Below are 19,488 nucleotides of genomic sequence, written 5' to 3' on the forward strand. Positions count from 1 at the left end.
TGTCCAGCAGTCTTAACTGACTGATCAAACAGTATGAGGGTCAAGAGTGCGACGCCGGTCACATCTTGTCAACCCCTGAACGAGAAGAACCTGCGAGTAATTTGTGGTCATGCCCAGAGTGAAGAAGGAAGCCGACGCTCGTCGTGAGGAAATTTTGGCCGCGACTCTCGAACTGATCACTGAGCGCGGGATCAGTGGCGTGCGCGCGAGTGACGTCGCATCCCGCCTTCATGTAAGCCCCGGCCTGGTCTTCTACCACTTCGACACGCTCGAGAAGCTCATCGTCAGCGCCTTCCGCAGCGCCACCGAACGGGACCTGGCCCAGCTGGAAGCCCTGCTGACGACGAGCGACGGCACGATGACCGAACGGCTGCGCACGGCACTGCACCAGTACGGCCCGACCGGCGCTGCCCCGAGCTGGCGGCTGTGGATCGAGGGTTGGTCGGCATCACTGCGCAATCCGGAACTGCGCGCGGTGATCAGGATTCTGGACAGCAGATGGCGTGCGGTCATTACCGATCTGGTCGCACTGGGAGTCGCCTCGGGCGAGTTCAAAACGTCCGATCCACGGGGGGTCGCGTGGCGCCTGACCGCGATGCTCGACGGCCTCGCGGTGCAGCGTGTGGCCTTCGACGAGGCCATCTCCGGAACAGATGTGGCCAACTGGACCCGCGCGGCAATCGCAAGCGAACTCAGCGTCACCCCTTGACCTTCGCGGCCGCCTCCGGTACTAACTAATTGACCAATCAGTTAGCAACAGGAGGTCGTCATGTCTCTGACCCTGCCGAATGCCGTCACCGAGTCGGCTACGGCAACCGACTCGCCGTTTCTCGAAGTCACCTGGCATGACACCGAGTCCAGCGCCACCGGATACCTGGTGATCGATCGGCTCGTTCGCGGACTCTGCAGCGGCGGCCTGCGAATGCGGGCCGGTTGCTCGGCATCGGAAGTACGCGGCCTGGCTCGCGGGATGACGCTCAAGGAGGCGATCCACTTCGAGCCGGGTGCGCACTACGTCCCATTGGGCGGCGCTAAGGGTGGAATCGACTTCGACCCCTACGACCCGGCCGCAGGCGGTGTGCTGGAGCGCTACCTCGCCGCCATGGCGCCGCTGATCGAACAGCGCTGGACCATGGGTGAGGACTTCGGTGTGCGGCAGGACGCCGTTGACCGCGCGATCGAGCGCATCGGCCTGACCAGCTCCGTACAGGCCGCGCACCGGGCGGTCCCGGATATGGCGGCCGCCGACGCACGCATGGCGAAGGCCTTCAGCACCGATGTCGACGGCATCTCCCTCGACGAGTTGGTCGGCGGATTCGGAGTCGCCGAGGCAGCGCTGGCCGCACTGCGCCACCGCGGCATGAACCCGGCCGAGTCGACAGCGTTCATCCAGGGCTTCGGCTCGATGGGCGGCGCTGCGGCCCGCTATCTAGCGCGGGCCGGCGTGCGAGTGGTGGGCATTGCCGACGTGCACGGCGTCGTCTCCAATGAGGGGGGACTCGACGTCGAACGCCTGCTGCTGACCCGCGACCGCAGTGGTGCGATCGACCGCACCCAGTTGCGCGACGCCGACCGGATCGAGCCCGGCGACCGCTGGCTCCAGATCTCCGCCGACCTCCTGGTCCCCGCGGCAACCTCGTACTGCATCCATGCCGGAAACCACGCCGAGGTGCAGGCCACCGTCATTGCCGAAGCGGCCAATATGCCCATCACCCCCGAAGCCGAGCAGGCCCTCGACCTGCGCCAGGTCACGGTGTCCCCCGATTTCGTCGCCAACTCTGCGACCAATGCATGGTGGTGGTGGGTTCTCTTCGGCGACATCGACGGCAGTGCCGAGCAATCCTTCGAGAAGATCTCCACCCGCATCGGCGCCCTCAGCGACGAAATGTTCGCCCGCGCAACCGAAGACAGGACCAGCACCCGCACCGCCGCCTTCGCCATCGCCATCGAACGCCTCGCCGACATCAACACCCGCTTCGACGCCTTCGCGCTCACCCGCTGACGCCCGAGGCCGACACCAGGCATACACGACACCCACAGCGTAATCGAGACTGCCGGCCCGAGATCGCGGTGTCGGCCGACCGCCGCTGGTAGCGACCGCCGAACCAGGCGGGGTATGACCGTCGAGGGCGCGCAATCCCCGTGCACCCTCAACCCACCTCGCCCACTACCACAGGGCAGGCCGAGAAATCGGGTGGCTGGTTGAGCTCGCCGACTCTGGTCGCATCGTGCCAGTGCTCGGGAAAGACGACGATGCAGAGGATTCGGAGCCCTGTGATGGCCAGGCGATTTCGTAGTCAACTGCATCGTTCACGATCCGCGCTGGGACCACGCAGTCGAGGGAGCAATGATCAATTCCTGTGGATGACCTGGGAGGGCGTGCCTTCCCGGAAGATGATCTACGAAGGTCGCCTGAGAAGACCTCATCCACAGGATTTGACAATCGTCGGGCTTCGACGGCTACCTCACCCATGTCGGCTACTGAATGATGGGGTGGGGTGCGGGTGGGCCGGGCGAGGGCGGGGTCAGTGCGGAGGCTAGGCCCGCCGGCTTTGGGGAATTGGGATTTCGGGGCGGCGGATTCAGCATCAGCGGAGGTAGCGCAGATGAGTGAGTGTCGCCTCCGGTTGGCTTGGGCGGGCACTGCGGCGAGCGGGGTTGTGCACTGCTGCAGGTGTAAGTGGGCACTGTCGAGTCGGCTTGGGCAACCGATACCGAGCCTGCGGAGACGGCCAGCGTGATCGCGATCGCGTAGAAGTAGGTCGCACGCATCGGTATCACAGCCAGATCGGGTCGCCGTACACGGCGACGGAGTTGTCGGCGTCGGCGGTCGAGGTGGACGCGATCGCGTACGAGCGCAGGCTCACCGGCCCCATGCACGAGTCGACTTTGATCTGCACCTGATCAGCGGTGATCGAGGCATGCGCGCCGCTGAGCTCCTTCGTCCCGAACGTCACGGTGGTGATCGTGCCCGGCTTGGGTGAGAAGGAGACGCTCGGGATCGCTAGTGCGCTCGCGCCGGCGTTCGCACCGCCCACCGAGATGCCTATGTTCGGTCCGATCGCCGTGGACAGCCCGATGGTCATGCCGTTGGACACATCGACCTGGCAACCGATCTGGTAACCCAACGTCACGCTGCCCGAGTTAACCGGTACCCGACCGTGTCCAGTGATGTCGGCGACGGCCTTCAGCCTGACGAATCCTTCACGGGTGAACGGTGAGGCAGCCAGGTTGGGAACACGATCCAGATTCTCCGCGACCTTGGTGATTCGCACCTGCCATCCGTCGTCGGTGGTGACCTCGCGCGAGGTCTCCGCTACCGGATCCGCGGACGCGGTCGCGTACGTGCCAGCAATGAGTGTCGCTGCCACCAGGCACGGCAACGCGACGATAGAGCGTTTCATTCGAACATGTCCTTATCGCTAGACGTGTTTCTCGCACTCAGGCGGCCGCTGGTCTGGTTGAGCAGCCGCCTGATGGTGATCGTGCTGCCGTCGTGGCCGTTGCCGCGGACGACGCCGGCAGCCACTTCTCCACGGTGTCGTCCAGGCTCAACCGGCCGTCGGCCGCGAGTCGCGGACGTCAGCCAGGATGCCGGGCAGGCCGCCGTTGGTCACGGCCCGCTCCGGCACCCGCTGGACCCGGCGTGGTCGTCGGCTACCGCTGCCGACGTGCTGACGGTCACCGCCAGTGCGGCGGCGAGCAGGCAGGTGGCGCGCGGAGGATTTTTGCCTTGATGGGTGATCGCCTTTCAATTCTTTCAATGGGTGAGGTGGCTGCGTGCTTACGCACCGATGGCGACGCCGAACTCCGCTTCGATGACCCTGAACATGGGGTCCCAGGACTTCCACTCGGTGTTGGTGTGCACGGCGATCGTGTGCTGGCCGTCCGGGGTGCCGACCGCGAAGAAATAGGTGCCCCAGAAGCTGCCGCCGACGCCGCGCAGCGTCCGGCCGCCGGTCGCCTGCTTGTCGAACTCGAACAGGCCCAGGCCGTAGCGGGTGTGCGGCATCCAGTAGCTGCCCTCGGTGGAGACAGTGGTCCACATCTGCCGGTGCTGGGCGGGCGGCAGCAGGCTGCCGGTGGTGATCGCGGTGAGGAAGCGGATCATGTCGCCGGTGGTGGAGACGACGTTGCCGGCCGCGTAGCCCAGCGAGGAGTTGAGCTCGGTGACGTCCAGCGGCGGCAGGCCGGGCTCCTCCATCAGGGATTGCCAGTTCTCCGGGGTGACCGCGGCGGGGTCGGCACCGTCCTTGAGGAACTGGTGGGAGTAGCCGCGCGGGTGCGGAGTGGGGTAGCCGGTGTCGGTGGTGGGGCGCACGCGGGTGTGGGTCAGCCCGAGCGGCCGGGTGACTCTGCGCTCGACCTCGTCGGCGTAGCTGTTGCCAGTGACCTTCTCGATGATCGCGCCGGCGATGTAGAAGCCGCCGTTGGCGTACTCGAAGCGCTCGCCGGGCGCACCGACCGGCGGCTGGGACACCGCCACCCGCAGCAGCTCTTCGGTGCTGAAGGTGTCGAAGCGATGCCGGACGAGCCCGGAGCGGGTGGCGTAGCGGTAACTGACCTCCGGGGCCAGGCCGGTGGGGAACAGTCCGCTGGTGTTGCTGAGCAGGTGCCTGATGGTGATCGTGTCGCCGTCGTAGCCGTTGACGTCCAGCATGCCGGGCAGGTGAACGTTGACCGTGTCTTCCAGGCTGAGGCGGCCCTCGGCCTCCAGAGCCAGCAGCACGGCGGCGGTGAAACTCTTGCCGCAGCTGCCGGTATGGATGTTCTCCCCCGGCTGGCGCGGGGAGCCGGTCTCGAGGTCGGCCACACCGGCGGTGCCGAACCAGGTCCGGTCCCCATCCTTGACCTCGGCCACGATGCCGGGGATGCCGACCTCGGCCACGGCCCAGTCGAGCACCTGCTGCACGTTCTCGTTTGTTGCCATCGCACTTCCTTTCGGGATGTTTCTTCGTGACGTCCTCCACGATGTCCAGCAGCTCTGACAGGCCTCTTATATCCCTCTTCCATCCGGCACCGGCTCGCTGTAAGGCGCTTTCAGCCCACCGAATAGCCTGTCGTGCATGCGGATTGAGGTGCTGGGGCCGGTTCTTGCGTATGCCGACGACGGCGCACCGATCGACCTGGGCGGCACCAGGGTTCGCGCGCTGCTGGCCAGGCTGGCACTGGCCGGGAACGAAATGGTGTCGGTCGATTCGCTGCTCGACGGCCTGTGGGGGGAACACTCCTCCGGAGGCACCGTCAACGCGTTGCACGCGTTGGTGCATCGGCTGCGCAAGGCCTTGGCCGGGGCCGGGGTCGTGGAGACGGTGGCCGGCGGGTATCGCCTGCGCAGCAAGCAGGTCGACGCGGTCCGCTTCGAGGAGCTGGCCAAGCGAGGCAGCCGCGAATTGGCCGCGGGCGCTGTGCAGCGGGCGGCCTCGCTGCTGGACGAGGCGCTGGCGCTGTGGCGGGGAGACTCGCTGGCCGACGTGCGCGACATTCCTTTCGCCGGTACGGCTGGCGCGCGCCTGGACGAACTGCGCGTCGGCGCCACCGAAGACCGCTTCGAGGCGGAGCTGCGGCTCGGGCGCCATGGCGAGATCCTGGCCGACGTGGAGGCGGCGGCCGCTGAGCATCCGCTGCGGGAACGGCTGGCCGGGCTGCGGATGCGAGCCTTGCATGCGGCGGGCCGCCAGTCCGATGCGCTGGCCGTGTTCGAGGAGGTCCGTGGCACGCTCGCCGAGGAGCTGGGCGTCAACCCTTCCGAGGAGTTGTGCAAGACGCATCTCGCCGTGCTGCGGGGTGAGCTGGAGATCCCCGAGGCGGAACAGGTCCGGCCGGAGGCGGTGCGAGGCCGTCTGCCGGCCCAGCTGACCAGCTTCGTCGGCCGGGAGGACGAGTTGAGGTTGCTGGCCGGGTTGCTGGAGACCTCCCGGCTGGTCACCATCGTGGGGCCCGGAGGAGTGGGCAAGACCCGGCTGGCCGTGGATGCGGTGAGCCGGCGTCGGGCCCATCAGCGCGGCCGGGTCTGGCTCGTCTCCCTGGCCGCGGTGGACACGGCCGACGGGCTGCTGGAGGCGGTGCTGGGCTCGCTCAGCGTCGCCGAAGCCCAGCCGTCCGGCACGCCGCTGGAGCGGGTGGTCAACCTGCTCGCCGGTGGTGAGGGCGTGCTGGTGCTGGACAACTGCGAACAGATCTCCGAACCCGCCGCTCAGCTCGCCGGACAGCTGCTGGAGCGCCAGCCGTACCTGACCATCCTGGCCACGAGCCGAGAGCCGCTCGAGGTCATGGGGGAGACGCTGTGCCGCCTCGGCCCGCTCGACCTCCCCCCGGCGCACGCGGACCCCGATCGTGCCTCCGCATCGGCCGCGGTGCGGCTGTTCCTGGACCGGGCGGCAGCCGTACAGCCCAGCTTTGTCCTGGACGCGACCACCGCGGCCCCGATCGTGGACATCGTGCGCCGGCTGGACGGGTTGCCGCTGGCTCTGGAGCTGGCCGCGGCGCGACTGCGGACCGTAAGCGCCGAGCAGATCGCCCGGCGGCTGGATGACCGCTTCCGGCTGCTCAGCACCGGCAACCGGACCGCCCAACCCCGCCAGCAGACCCTCCATGCGGTCATCGAATGGAGCTGGGACCTCCTCACCTCACAAGAGCGCACACTGACCCGCCGGATGTCGATATTTCCGGCGCGTACCGGTATCGCCGTGATCGAGGCGGTCTGTGCGGATTCGGATGGGGCGCTTCCCGCGGACGAGGTCGCCTACCTCCTGGACTCCCTGGTCGACAAGTCCATCGTGGAGCGGGCCGGCGACGGCTACCGGATGCTGGAAACCATCCGGGCCCATGCGGCGGGAAAGCTCCGGCTCGCGGGGGAGACCGAAGCCGTCCTGCGCGGGCTCACGCGGCACTTCGCCGACCTGGCCGAGGAACACGAGCCGCTGCTGCGCTCGGACAAGCAGGCGGAGTCGCTGCGGCTGTTCCAGGCCGAGTACGACAACCTGATGTACGCCCTGCAAACGGCCATCGACAGCGGCGACGTCTCGGGCGCCGCCCGGATTCTCGGGCCGCTGTACTGGTACTGGGTCATGCACCGCTACGACGCCCGCGCCGAGGCCTACGTCGCCAAGGTCGCCGAGTTCGGCGACGCGCTGCCCGCGGACGCCCGGTCCGCGTTCACGGCAATTCACCTGGTGAGCATCGAGGGCGGGCCGCTCACCGACCCCGAACGGCTGCGCGCGCTCATCGACGACTGCGTGCGCACGGGCGCGCTGCGGCGTTACCCGATGCTGCTGACAATCGTGCTGGTGATGGCGCCGCTGCTCGGGCTGGATGAGCTGGCCGACCATGAGATCGCCCGGGTGCGCGGCGGCTCGGACCGCTGGGCGATCGCCTGCACCTTCATGATCGAAGCCATGCGGCATCGCGAACGGGGCGACCTGGAGAGCTCCGCGACCGCGATGACCACGGCGTTGCACGCGTTCGAGGAGGTGGGCGATCGCTGGTGGGCGGCGAAGGCGCTGTACGGCCTGGCTCAAATCCACGCCATCGCCGGTGACCACGACCAGGCGATCACCGCCTACGAGGACAGCATCGCGATCGCCACCGAGCTCGGCTCGCAGGACGAGGTCTCAACCCGGCTCGGGCTCGCCACCGAACGCATGCGCGCCGGCGACCTGACCGGCGCCCGACACGACATCGAAACCGCCGAACGAGCGGCCTGGCAGCGTGGCCAGCCGGTGGTGGAGATCGAGGTTCTCGGCGTCCTGGCCGAGCTGTACCGCCGCTCCGGAGAGGTCGAACGCGCCGATCAAGAACTCGACCGGATGGACACGCTCACCCGCAAGCTGCCCCTGGCGGCCGAGAGCGCCGACAATCGGCTGCTCCCCGCTCGGGTGGCCAACCTCCTCACCGCCGGGAACGCCGTACGCGCCCGCGAACTGCTGCCCCGCGCCGTCCACGCCGCGCAAGCGAACATGGACGCCCCCTCGGCCGCTCACCTCCTGGCCCGGCTGCTGTTCCTGGAGGGCGATCCGGCCGGCGCGGCCACCGCGCTCGGCCTGAGCCAGGCCATCCGCGGCACCTTCGACCACGGCGACACCGAACTGCGTTCCCTTGCTGAGGTGCTCGCGGAACGGCTCGGCCGCACCGACTACGACACCGCCTACCAACGGGGCGCCGACCTGACACCCCATGAGGCCACCGACCGGCTGACAGCACTGTGAACCGCCCTGGGTTTGATGGAGGCTGGGTCCTCGAGTGAAGGATGGAAAGATGGCTGGTGAGGATCGGGGTCTGTGCCGACGGCCGCAAAGAGTTGGTCGCGATCACCGACGGCTATCGGGAATCGACCGAGTCGTGGGCTGACCTGCTGCGCGATTGCCGCCGCCGCGGAATGACCGCCCCAGTGCTGACGGTCGGGGACGGAGCGCTCGGGTTCTGGAAGGCGCTACGAGAGGTGTTCCCTGCCACGAGGGAGCGGCGGTGCTGGTTCCATAATAAACAGGCCAATGTTCTTGCCGCGCTACCGAAATCGGCGCACCCGGGCGCATTAGCGGCGATGAAGGACACTACATGGCTGAGGATATCGACAAGGCGCAGCTGGCGGTGAAAGCGTTCGAAATCGACTACGGCGCGAAGTATCCGAAAGCGGTCGGGAAAATCACCGACGACCTCGACGTGTTACTCGAGTTCTTCAAATACCCGGCCGAGCACTGGGTGCATCTGCGCACCACCAACCCGATCGAATCAACTTTCGCCACCGTCCGGTTGCGCACCAAGGTTACCAAGGGGCCTGGTTCGCGCGCGGCGGGAATCGCCATGGCCTACAAGCTGATCGAGGCCGCCCAGGCCCACCGGCGCGTGGTGAACGCCCCACACCTGGTCGCGCTCGTCCGCGCCGGCACCCTGTTCCACAAGGGCAGACTCCTCGAACGCCCCGCCGAGATCACACCCGCCTCGTCAACCGACCCGACCGAAACCACCCGAACGGAGGTCGCCTGAAACTTGCTGATCCACAGGTCTTGACAATATCTCTCCGGGCGACGTCCGCCCGGACGGGCACGCTTCTCGCCTGCGTCGATGCCGACCGCAGCCCAGCCGCTCAGGCGAGCGGATTCGAGGCTACGCAGCCGGGTCGGCTCACGACTTCCGCGCATTATTGCCCCACCGTCGGTCTACGCCCTCTCATGCCTGGACCCGGCGCAGTGGGTGACCTGCTTCGAAACCAGTTGGCGCGGGGTTGCCGACGATCGCCTCATCGCCTTGGAACGGTCGACGCGGACTGTCTTCTCGTCTGTCACTGGCCAGTTGAAATTGGCTGCTGTCACTCGCCGTCTGAGGTGGCGTGATCCGAGTCGATCCGATTCCTCACTGCCCGACCTGCGGCCCACTCGCACCAGCGGCGCGACCTTGACCTACACCACCCCCAGCATCGTCGAACTGGCCGAGGCGTTGAGTGCGATCACCGGACAGCCCCATCCCCTCGCGCGCGCCGTGCGACACCCACTAGCGCCGAGAACGGGGAGTCACACGCGGTAACGTATGACGCTATGAACCCGCAGACAGAGCGCAATCGCTCAGATCATGTGACTGAGGTAACCTGACGTCACATGAGTACCGATCTGTTGGGCAAGAGCGCACTGGTCACCGGGGCCAGCCGGGGTATCGGCAAGGCGGTGGCGGCCGAACTGCTGAGTCGCGGCGCAAACGTGCTGATCACCGCGCGCAAACCGGAGCCATTGGACGAGGCGGCCGTCGACCTGCGAGCGCTCGGCCATCAGGGTGAGGTGGTTGCGCTCGCGGGCAACTCCGGCGATCCGGAGAGCCGGGCAGCGGCGGTCGGACGGGCGGTCTCCGAGTTCGGCTCGCTGGACATCCTGATCAACAACACCGGCATCAACCCGGTCTACGGCTCGCTGATGGAGGCCGACCTCGACGCCGTCCGCAAGATCTTCGACGTCAATGTCGTCGCCGCACTCGGCTACATCCAGGAGGCGTACAAGGCCTGGATGCGCGACAACGGCGGCGCGGTCGTCAACGTCGCCAGTGTCGCGGGCATCCGCTCCTCGGGCGTGATCGCCGCCTATGGCGCGTCCAAGGCCGCCCTGATTCGCCTCACCGACGAACTGGCCTGGCAGCTCGGCCCGAAGATCCGGGTGAACGCGGTCGCCCCCGGCGTTATCAAGACGAAGTTCGCCGACGCTCTCTACTCGGCGGACGAGGAAGCGGCCGCATCGGTGTATCCGCTCAAGCGTCTCGGCGCGCCGGAGGACGTGGCGAAGCTGATCGGTTTCCTGGTCTCCGACGAGGCCGCCTGGATCACCGGTGAGACAGTCCGTGTCGACGGCGGCTTGCTCTCCACCGGCGGCATCTGACTCGTCCCACTGAATTCGATGGCCGTTCGGTGCATACCGAGCGGCCATCGGCCATTCGGGTCGTCACACTCGTGCGGGCCTGCGGTGCTCGTCCTGGCTGCGCACAGGCGGCGCGGAACCGCCTTCGTCGAAACCGAAGCGGGCGTGCAGCTTCTCCAGCGGACCCGGCGCCCACCAGTTCCAGTCGCCGAGCACCTTCATCACCGCGGGCAACAGGAATCCGCGCACCAAGGTCGCATCGACGAGCACGGCCAATGGCAGACCGATACCGAAGGCCTTCATGAAGGTGATGTCGGAAGCGAGAAAGCCCAGGAATACCAGCGAGATCAGCACGGCCGCCGCCGTGACGATGCGGCCGATACGTTCCAGCCCGAACGCCACCGCCGACTCATTCTTGCCGGTGCGCTCGTACTCCTCGAGAATTCGGGACAGCAGGAACACTTGGTAGTCCATCGCCAGCCCGAAGGCGACGCCGAACAGCATCACCGGCACCGTCGGCGGTAGATCGCCGGTCACGGTGAAGCCGAGCAGCCCGGACAGGTGCCCGTCCTGGAAGATCCAGACCAGTGCGCCGAAGGTCGCGGTGAGGCTGAGCACGCTCAGCACGATGGCAACCAGTGGCAGTACCACGCTGCCGGTCAGCAGGAACAACACGATCAGCATCACGATCACCACGAAGCCGAGCGCGGTCGGCAGCGTCGAAATCACCGAATCGATGGCGTCGGCATTGGCCGCGGCGATGCCGCCGATCAGCACCCGCGATGGCGCCGGTACCGCGCGCACGTCGCCGGCCACCCGGTCCAGTGTGTCCGGATCGGTCGTATCAGGAAGCACCGCGAGGTATGCGGCGTCGGTGGCGCCGAAGCGCTTGTGCTGCTCGGTCGGCTGTGCGAGGAAGCCGCCGTGCGAGTAGCTACCGGTGGCGGTGTCCACGCGCGCCACGTTTTCGACTTCCGAGAGCTTCCTCGCGTACGCGTCGAGTCCTGCTGCGCTGTCGGGCAATACAGCGACCAAGCTGTTGGCGTCGGTCGCGGTGAAATCGCGCTGGATGATCTCGGTGACCTGTCGATTGTTCATCGACTCCGGCAGTGCCCGCTCATCCGGGAAACCGAGTTTCACCCCGAGGAACGGCGTGCCGAGCAGTAACAGTAGCGCGGCGACCACCAGGCCGATGGGCACCGGACGACGCATCACGAAAGTCGCGAGGCGATGCCAGAAACCCTCGCCGGGCGCGGGCCGGGGCGCCCGCAGGAACCAGCCGAGCCGGCCGCTATCGATGCGGGTGCCGATCAACAACAGGATCATCGGCAGCACGGTCAGCGACACCGTTGCCGCGATCACCGCGACCGCAAGGCCTGCGTACCCCATCGAACGCACCGCGAGCAGCGGGAAGAACAGCAGCCCGGACAGTGCGACACCGACCGTGACGGCGGAGAAGGCAACTGTCCGACCTGCCGAACGCATGGTCGCGCGCACCGCCGCGGCCGGCTGCGCACCGATGGCGAGTTCGTCACGGAAGCGGTTGATGATCAGCAGGCTGTAGTCGATCGCCAAGCCGAGTCCGAGCAACGTCGCGACATTGGTCGCGGTCGCGGCCAGATCCGTGCACAGGGTGATCAACCACAGCGCGCCCATGGTGATCATGACGGTGACCAGAGCGACGACCAGCGGCAGACTGGCCGCAACCAGGCCGCCGAACACGAACAACAGCGCGAGCAGGGTGACCGGGAAGGCGATGGATTCGCCGAGCACCGCGTCCTGCTCGCTCTGTTGCACGGTCTCGTGCAACAGCATTGCGTAGCCACCGACCCGAACATCGAGCACGCCATGCCTACCGCCGTACTTGTCGGCGAGACCGCCGACTTTTCTATCGACGTCCGCTTCGTCGCCGAGAATGCTGGCGACGATCAGCCCTTTGGCGCCATCGGTGCTGGCGAGCGTGGACGGCTTGCCGTCGGTCCAATAGGACGCGACACCCGAGACATCGGACTCGTTCTTCAGCCGCTGCGCCAACTCGGCCGCGGTGGTGGCCGATTCCGGGTCGTCGACCGACTTCCGGGTCTGCACCAGCAGCACGAAGTTCGGCGCTGCCTGGCCGAATTCTTCGCGCAAAATCTCGGCGGCGCGCGCGGATTCGGCGTCGGGGTCGGAGTATCCGCCGCCGTGCACCCGATCGAACAGCGTCGAGCTGAGCATGCCCATCGCCAGCGCAAACACCGCGAATACGGCCAGGACCTGCCGGCTGCGCCGCCTGGTCAGTTCGAACACTGCCTTACCCCTAACTCCTTATGCCGCAGCGCGTCCTGTGACGCGGCAACAGCTCGCCCGGCTTTCGCCACCAATCTGGCGTTCCCGCATCGGGCAACAGCCCAGGGTGAACCAGCGCGCCGATCACCGTTGACCACCGCGACACCGGGTATCGGGCGCTGGCGTCGGCGCTCGGAGATCGTACAACCGGACCGGCAAATCCGGTGAGCGAGAACACAATTCCCGCAACTGCCGAGCAATGCGTGCGAGCATCACTTCGATACTCGCGGAAAGTAGCTACCACCTGGGGATTTCACTCGACGGAGTGCGGATGGAGACCGACGTGCCCACCGCCGTCCGGGACCCGGATATGAAATGGATCACCGTCCGGTCGGCGAATGGTCACCAGAGATCTTCGGTGTCACACGCCCCACTAAGCTCGGCCCGACGAAAGGACGTGCGCGACCGATGCCCGGATTCGAATCCACCTCACACTGGCAACTACATCGCACGACAGGCGTGGCATGACCGCAGACATCATCGTGTGCGGCCTCGGCCCCGCAGGTCGCGCGTTGGCGCATCGCAGTCTCGCCCATGGCCTTTCGGTCACCGCCATCGATCCGTTCCCGGACCGGCTCTGGTCGGCGACCTACGCCGCCTGGGAAGACGAGCTGCCCGCGTGGCTGGACCCAGCAGCTGTCGGCGCGACGGTCGATGAGCCGACAGCGTGGGGCACGCTGGGCCACCGCATGGCGCGACGCTATGCCGTTCTCGACACACCTCGACTACAGGACTCCCTCGAGTTGGCCGGCGCGGATGTGATCGCCGACCGAGTCGTCGGCCTCGAGCGTCACTCGGTGTCGCTGGCGTCGGGGACGGTGCTGAACGGCGCCCGGGTCATCGACGCCCGCGGCATCGCCCGCTCCGCCGCCTTGGCCGAACAGACCGCATACGGGGTGGTCGTCGCGGACGGCCGCGTCGACCCGCTGTTCATGGATTGGCGCCCGGACAACGGCGCACATCCGGAGGCGCAGCCGTCCTTCCTGTACGCGGTGCCCCTCGGCGGCGGCGCGATGCTGCTCGAGGAGACCTGCCTCGCCGGACGGCCTGCACTCGACGGCGCGGTATTGCGCGATCGCCTCGAGCACCGATTACGTTCCCGCGGCATCGAACTCACCGGAAACGAACCGGTGGAGCGGGTGCGTTTCCCGATTGAGGGCGGTCGGCCGGGGGCGCGAAGGTTCGGCGCCGCAGGCGGTTTCACCCATCCTGCCACCGGATACAGCGTCGCGGCCGCGCTCACCGCCGCCGACGCGGTGGCAGCAGGAGACTCGCCGTGGTCCGCCGCGGAACGGGCGGTCCACCTGCTGCGGGCGGCCGGTCTGCGTGCTCTGCTCGCCTTGCCGCCCGCTGAGATTCCGGTCTTCTTCGATGTCTTCTTCTCGCTGCCACCCGACTTGCAGCGGGCGTATTTGTCCGGGCGAACCGATCTCGGCGGCACGCTCGGTGCCATGCGGACGCTGTTCGCCGGATTACCCACCGGAATGCGGCGCCGAATCGCCGCGGCGACACTGCGGATTCCGGTTCGCTCGCGTATTCGAATTCGTTCCGCCATCATGGGAGCATGAGGGCGATCTGGAAGGGCTCGATCGCATTCGGGCTGGTAAACGTCCCGGTCAAGGTCTACACCGCCACCGAGGACCACGACATACGGTTTCATCAGGTGCACGCCAAGGACGGCGGGCGAATCAAATATGACCGGGTGTGCACGGTCTGCGGAAAGTCCGTGCAATACGCCGATATCGACAAAGCCTACGAATCGCCCGAGGGCGACAAGATCATTCTCACCGACGAGGACTTCGCAAAACTCCCCGCGGCCGAAAAACACGAGATCCCGGTCCTGCAATTCGTGCCGTCGGAGCAGATCGACCCGATCTTGTTCGACAAGAGCTACTACCTCGAGCCCGACTCGAATACGCCGAAGGCTTATGTACTGCTCGCGACAACGCTGGAGCGCATCGACCGTATCGCGCTCGTGCACTTCACGCTGCGGCAGAAGACCAGACTTGCGGCGTTGCGGGTGCGCGAGGGGATGCTGGTGCTGCAGACGCTGCTGTGGCCCGACGAGGTCCGAGCGGCCGAATTCGAGTCGCTCGACGGCGTCGCCGAGCCCAAACCACAAGAGATCAAGATGGCCGAGACGCTCGTCGAGACCATGTCCGACGATTTCGATCCCGGCCAATACACCGACGAGTATCAGATCGAACTCCAGCGGGTGCTCGACGATGCCATCGCCAGCGGCACCGGCAAGGTGGCCGGCCGGCCCGAGTCGGTCCCCGCCGAGATGGATGCCGAGGTGGTCGACCTGGTCGCCGCATTGCAGCGCAGCCTGGAAGCCAGCGGCCGCCGCGCCACGTCCGGCCATGGCAGCAGCGAGAGCGCCGACAAGAAGGCCGCCCCTGCGAAGAAGGCGGCAGCAAAGAAGGCCGCCGACAAACCAGCGAAGAAGCCCGCGAAGAAGGCGGCTGCCCGCAAGGGGGCGTGAGTCGCTCGCACCGAGCGGACAGCCGCAACGGGTCACCCTGTTCGTCCGGCCCAATCCCGCCGAGCCCGAACCCGAGGATGTGCTGCCCGCGGCGGCACTCGGCACCAAGCGTGCCCTGATCCCTCGCAGCCGCCTCGCAGGTGAAGGTCGGGGCGCTCGCTGAACGCACCCCGACCCGGTCTGCTCAGAACATCCCGTGCGGGATCTCGGCGGCATCGGGCACCGGCTGCACGACGTCCCAGTGCTCGACGATGCGGCCGCCGACCAGCCGCCAGACATCGACCACGGCGAGGCCGCGCTCGTCGCCGGGCGGAATCATGTGGTAGTGCACGACCGCGAAGTCGGCATCGGTAATCACGCGTTTGATCTCCAACCGCCCGGCGGCGACCGGAGAGTTCGCGATGAATTCGATGAAGGCGTCGCGGCCGGAGGGATTGCCGGGACTGTGCTCGATGAAATTCTCGTGCAGCAGGTCGCGCAGGACCTCGATGTTGCCCCTCGCGAACTCGGCAAGGCCGTGCAGCACGAGTTGTTTGTTGTCGGCGGGCAGGGTGTTCTGTGTCATGGCGGTAACCGTCGCAGCGGTGCCGTGCGCGTGTCGATTACCAGGGATGTAATGGCGGCCGTCCGGTCGCGCGGTGATACTTTGCCGCATGGATGAGGATCGCCGGGTCGGTGCGCTGCTGCGAGAGTGGCGCACCCGACGCAAGCTGAGTCAGCTCGAGCTGTCGATCCGGTCCGGGATCTCCGCCCGGCACATCAGTTTCGTCGAAACCGGACGGACGATCCCCAGCCACGCAATGATCGAGCGATTCACCGAGCATTTGAATATTCCGCTGCGCGAACGCAATAGGCTGCTGATTGCGGCCGGGCACGCGCCCACCTATCGACAGCGTCCGCTGGATGATCCGGACCTCGCGGAGGCCGAGGCCGCGGTGCGGCGCGTCATGGCCGCGCAAGAGCCCTACCCGGCACTGGCTCTCGATCGCCACTGGAATCTCCTGTTCGCCAATACGGCCGCCGAGATCTTCTTTCACACTGTGCGTGGGGCGCTACTGGAGCCACCGATCAACATGATGCGACTCGGTTTGCACCCCGACGGATTCGCACCCCGGGTGCGCAATCTCGCCCAGGTTCGAGGCTTCCTGCTGCCGCGTCTCGCGCGCCAGGCCGCACATACCGGCGATCCCGAACTCGCGGCGTTGCACGAGAAGTTGAGCCATTACGCCACCGACACCGATCCGGTGCGCATCGACCCGGCCGACGTCGCGCTGACCATCCAGCTGAGCCACCGCGGCATGGATCTCTCGCTGTTCAGCACCATCACGACCTTCGGCGCGGCCTTCGACGTCACGCTCGACGAGATCACCGTCGAGTCCTTCTTTCCCGCCGATGCCGCAACCGCGGACTATCTGCACGCGCTCGCACGCGATACCTCGGATCGTACTGCCGCGTCAGCGGATCCGTCGGGCTCGAGCCGCTGATCAGATCGTCTCCGCCGCGCGCGCCCTGCCTTCCTCGAAGAACACGAGCAGGTCCGCCTCGGCGTTCACTTCCTCGCGCGGGAGCAGCGCACCGAACGGCGCGTTCCAGAATGCGCCGCTGCGCGGCGTCCACGGCCCGACGTAGGCGTAGGGACCGGGATGGGCGTCGTCGCCGGGCGACACACCGTAGTTGACCTCGTTCAGGGTGCTGGACAGATCGAAATGCTCCGGCCACAGCACCGCGGTGGCATCGGGCGCCAAGCAGCGCAGCGCGGAATTGCCGAGGGCGAACCAGTCGGCGATCACCGCGGCCGCCGCCGCGTCGACCATGATCGGGTCATCGGGGTCGACGCCGGTGGTGTCTTTGTACACGCCCTCGGGCGCCTCCGGCTGAAAGCCCGCTTTCGCGGCGACCTCGCGATATGTGCTGTCCAGCGGGATGCGACCCGCGGTGGTGACCAACTCGGTGCCCACCACCGAGACCGGCCATCGCACACCGCCGAAACCGCCGAGCACCGACCGCAAACGAATGGTTCCGAACATCCGATATTGCGGGCCCGCGATCAACAACTCCCCCGCGGCATGCAACGCCAGCCGGGTCTCCCGGTACTTTGCCTCGTCCACCCAACGAATCATTGCCGGTCAGCAGATCGCCCGCGGGTGTTTCGGCACCGAAATCGTCCGAGCGCCGAGTACGTAACTGTTCAGCGGTGTGCCAACCGGCCGAATACAGCGCTCGAACAGGCGAACCCGATCACGGCGAGACCGACACACCAGAACACGGCGACCGTGGCATCGTGCCCGGTGTCGGTGGAATCGAGCAGCCCGCGCACCGTGTCCACGACGGGCGTGGCCGGTTGATACTCGGCGAACCCGCGCAGCCACCCGGGCATGGTGGAGGTCTGCACGAAAGCGCTGCTGATGTAGGGGATGAACATGATCGCGTAGGTGAGCCCACCGGCGGCCTCGGGGTTCTTCGCGACCAGTCCCAGCGCGACCGCGATCCACGAGATCGCCAGGACGAACAGCGTGATCAGCGCGAACGCCGACAACCAGCCGACAACGCCGGTGTGGGGTCGGTACCCGAGAACGAGCGCAACGGCGACCGCGATCGCGATGGCAGCCAGATTGCGGACGACGCCTTCGGCGACGTGTCCGGCCAGCACGGCCTGCTTGAACATCGGCAGGGTACGGAACCGATCGATGCTGCCCCTCGTCATATCGGTCGACACACTGGTGGCGGTGATCGACGAGCCGAAACCCGTGCACAGCAACATGATTCCTGGCACCACATAGTCCAGGTAGGGCCCGCCGACGTCGATCGCCCCACCGAAAACGTAGGTGAACAGCATCATGACCAGGACCGGCATGAGCAGTGAGATGATCAAGGTGTCGCGGCTGCGCAGGGTATGCCGCGCGCAGCGCCGGAACATGACGGCCGTGTCGGTGACAACGTGCGCTATCACCGGGCGGCGGCCTCGACGGTGTCGGCAGTGCGGGCGCTGGCGTCGTCGGTACTCAGCGTCTTAGCGAATTCCATTGCGCGAGTTCTACATTCTTTGTCGAGTATGGATGTGACGCCATGCTCCAGGCGAGCCGTGGTGAGCTTCGTGAACTTCAGGTGCGCGCCGACACCGAGTCGCTCGACCTGCCCGCCCCACATGGGCTGCTCGAACGACACCGAGCACACCAGCGTCGGCAGTCCGGCGCGCAAGCTCTCGAACAGCGTCCCGATACCGCCGTGATGCACGGCGGCGGCGCAATGCGGAAAGACGATGTCGTACGCGAACGGCCCGACGACCTTCACATTCGGACCGGCTTGCGCGGCAGCGACATCCAGATCGCTCCAGCCCGCGCTCACCAGCGCGCGCACACCCAGCCGAGCCGACACCTCGGTAGCCACGGCCAACACGGCTGCAGTGTCCCGGATCGGCATGCTGCCGAAGCCGAAGAACACCGGCGGGTCCCCCTCCTCGATCCAGGACAGGATGCCGGCGTGGTCACCGTCGAGGTCGCCGACCGCCGCACGGGCGGCATGGTCGAGGGTCAGGAAACCGGTGAACGGCCTACGCGCGTCCCATTGTTCGGGCAGCCCGGGAACCAGCGCTCGATCGTAGATCTGCACTTCCGGAACGTGCCTGCGGGCCAGCACCGCGGCGGTGCTCGCCATCGACTTCGGCAGGCCCAGTGTCGCCCGCAGATCGTTGAGGTAGCGCATGAACACCACGCGGCGCAGATTCTCCGCAAACGCCCAGGTCGCGCGGTTGACCGGCGCCGGAGGACGCCACTGCGGCGGTAGCGCGCCGGGAAACGGATAGGCGCCATTGGCACGGCAGGGGAAATAGTGCAGGCTGACCAGCGGCACGCCCATTGCTTCGGCAACCGAACTCGCCCGGTCCTCGGTGACGGTGCTGGCGACGATCAGGTCGGCGCCCGCGCACACGTCGATGACCTCACGATTCATCTGCTCGGCGTAGCCCACCATCTGTCGCGCGACCAGTTGCATCAGGCGCAGGGTGTTGCCCGCTGCCAACGCCCGCTGCCCGGCGTCGGAGCTGTAGAGCTGCTGCACATCCGGCCCGCACGAGCGCGCGGCGAGTCCCGTGCCGGTGACGAAATCGACCAGGTTGGGTGGCGCGCCGAGCAGCACGTCGTGTCCGCGCCGCTGCAACTCGAGTCCCAGTGCCACGACCGGCTGAACGTCACCTCGGGTTCCGGTGAGCGGAATCGCTATTCTCACGGCGCTTCTTTCGATGCTGTTGTGATCCCGTCGGCACTGTGCTCCTATCGAGGTTCGCCGGGTAGTCGACAGAATTGTGGGCTCTCGGCGAACGTCGCGCGTCGGTACAGTGCC

At 67.0% G+C, this 19,488-nt stretch carries 15 protein-coding genes and 1 pseudogene; 8 read left to right on the plus strand and 8 right to left on the minus strand.

What is annotated here, in order from left to right; genetic code table 11:
- The first annotated feature begins 109 nt into the window (after positions 1-109).
- Both OHQ90_RS28935 and OHQ90_RS28940 read left to right on the plus strand, forming a co-directional pair.
- Complete coding sequence (locus tag OHQ90_RS28935) at positions 110-709, plus strand: TetR/AcrR family transcriptional regulator (RefSeq protein WP_328402803.1); 600 nt, start codon at positions 110-112, stop codon at positions 707-709.
- Between the two features lie 60 nt (positions 710-769).
- Complete coding sequence (locus OHQ90_RS28940) at positions 770-2,002, plus strand: Glu/Leu/Phe/Val dehydrogenase dimerization domain-containing protein (protein WP_328402805.1); 1,233 nt, start codon at positions 770-772, stop codon at positions 2,000-2,002.
- 775 nt (positions 2,003-2,777) lie between these two features.
- On the opposite strand, the gene OHQ90_RS28945 is transcribed toward OHQ90_RS28940, so the two are convergent.
- The 3 genes from OHQ90_RS28945 to OHQ90_RS28955 all read right to left on the minus strand — a co-directional run bounded on the left by OHQ90_RS28945 (position 2,778) and on the right by OHQ90_RS28955 (position 4,930).
- Positions 2,778-3,404 carry an MspA family porin gene (locus OHQ90_RS28945; protein WP_328402807.1) on the minus strand — a complete coding sequence of 209 codons (627 nt, stop codon included), beginning with the start codon at positions 3,402-3,404 and terminating at the stop codon, positions 2,778-2,780.
- Positions 3,401-3,529 (minus strand): hypothetical protein, encoded by a 129-nt coding sequence (locus OHQ90_RS28950; protein ID WP_328402809.1) that lies wholly within the window; start codon positions 3,527-3,529, stop codon positions 3,401-3,403. The genes OHQ90_RS28945 and OHQ90_RS28950 overlap by 4 nt, the downstream gene beginning before the upstream one ends.
- A gap of 255 nt (positions 3,530-3,784) precedes the next feature.
- Complete coding sequence (locus tag OHQ90_RS28955) at positions 3,785-4,930, minus strand: serine hydrolase domain-containing protein (protein ID WP_328402811.1); 1,146 nt, start codon at positions 4,928-4,930, stop codon at positions 3,785-3,787.
- Positions 4,931-5,066: 136 nt separating this feature from the next.
- Here OHQ90_RS28955 and OHQ90_RS28960 point away from each other — a divergent pair, with 136 nt between their 5' ends.
- The 3 genes and pseudogenes from OHQ90_RS28960 (at position 5,067) to OHQ90_RS28970 (ending at position 10,358) form a co-directional block, all read left to right on the plus strand.
- The gene (locus OHQ90_RS28960) at positions 5,067-8,207 is read left to right on the plus strand and encodes a BTAD domain-containing putative transcriptional regulator (RefSeq protein ID WP_328402813.1); all 3,141 of its coding nucleotides are present in this window, start codon (positions 5,067-5,069) and stop codon (positions 8,205-8,207) included.
- A 53-nt stretch (positions 8,208-8,260) separates the two neighbouring features.
- Positions 8,261-8,985 (plus strand): annotated as a pseudogene (locus tag OHQ90_RS28965) (IS256 family transposase); the annotation flags it as partial.
- Between the two features lie 608 nt (positions 8,986-9,593).
- Positions 9,594-10,358 (plus strand): SDR family oxidoreductase, encoded by a 765-nt coding sequence (locus OHQ90_RS28970; protein ID WP_328402815.1) that lies wholly within the window; start codon positions 9,594-9,596, stop codon positions 10,356-10,358.
- Between the two features lie 63 nt (positions 10,359-10,421).
- Here OHQ90_RS28970 and OHQ90_RS28975 read toward each other — a convergent pair whose 3' ends face one another.
- Complete coding sequence (locus tag OHQ90_RS28975) at positions 10,422-12,626, minus strand: MMPL family transporter (protein WP_328402817.1); 2,205 nt, start codon at positions 12,624-12,626, stop codon at positions 10,422-10,424.
- 503 nt (positions 12,627-13,129) lie between these two features.
- Here OHQ90_RS28975 and OHQ90_RS28980 point away from each other — a divergent pair.
- Together OHQ90_RS28980 and ku are read left to right on the plus strand one after the other, a co-directional pair.
- Positions 13,130-14,233: a lycopene cyclase family protein gene (locus OHQ90_RS28980; protein WP_328402819.1), complete on the plus strand. Its 1,104-nt coding sequence runs from the start codon at positions 13,130-13,132 to the stop codon at positions 14,231-14,233.
- Positions 14,230-15,150, plus strand: a complete 921-nt coding sequence (gene ku, locus OHQ90_RS28985; RefSeq protein ID WP_328402821.1) for a non-homologous end joining protein Ku — start codon at positions 14,230-14,232, stop codon at positions 15,148-15,150. The genes OHQ90_RS28980 and ku overlap by 4 nt, the downstream gene beginning before the upstream one ends.
- Positions 15,151-15,334: 184 nt before the next feature.
- On the opposite strand, the gene OHQ90_RS28990 is transcribed toward ku, so the two are convergent.
- On the minus strand, positions 15,335-15,715 hold the full coding sequence (locus OHQ90_RS28990) for a nuclear transport factor 2 family protein (protein WP_328402823.1): 381 nt from the start codon (positions 15,713-15,715) through the stop codon (positions 15,335-15,337).
- An 88-nt stretch (positions 15,716-15,803) separates the two neighbouring features.
- Here OHQ90_RS28990 and OHQ90_RS28995 point away from each other — a divergent pair, with 88 nt between their 5' ends.
- Positions 15,804-16,634, plus strand: coding sequence for a helix-turn-helix domain-containing protein (locus tag OHQ90_RS28995; protein WP_328402825.1), 831 nt, complete (start codon positions 15,804-15,806; stop codon positions 16,632-16,634).
- On the opposite strand, the gene OHQ90_RS29000 is transcribed toward OHQ90_RS28995, so the two are convergent.
- The 3 genes from OHQ90_RS29000 to OHQ90_RS29010 form a co-directional block, all read right to left on the minus strand.
- On the minus strand, positions 16,635-17,258 hold the full coding sequence (locus OHQ90_RS29000) for a hypothetical protein (RefSeq protein WP_328402827.1): 624 nt from the start codon (positions 17,256-17,258) through the stop codon (positions 16,635-16,637). It lies immediately after the preceding gene.
- Between the two features lie 80 nt (positions 17,259-17,338).
- Positions 17,339-18,100, minus strand: coding sequence for an ABC transporter permease (locus OHQ90_RS29005; protein ID WP_328402829.1), 762 nt, complete (start codon positions 18,098-18,100; stop codon positions 17,339-17,341).
- Complete coding sequence (locus tag OHQ90_RS29010; protein ID WP_328402831.1) at positions 18,097-19,374, minus strand: glycosyltransferase; 1,278 nt, start codon at positions 19,372-19,374, stop codon at positions 18,097-18,099. Before OHQ90_RS29010 ends, OHQ90_RS29005 begins: the two co-directional genes overlap by 4 nt.
- Between the last annotated feature and the right edge of the window lie 114 nt (positions 19,375-19,488).

The sequence above is a fragment of the Nocardia sp. NBC_00403 genome, assembly GCF_036046055.1.
Classification (GTDB): Bacteria; Actinomycetota; Actinomycetes; order Mycobacteriales; family Mycobacteriaceae; genus Nocardia.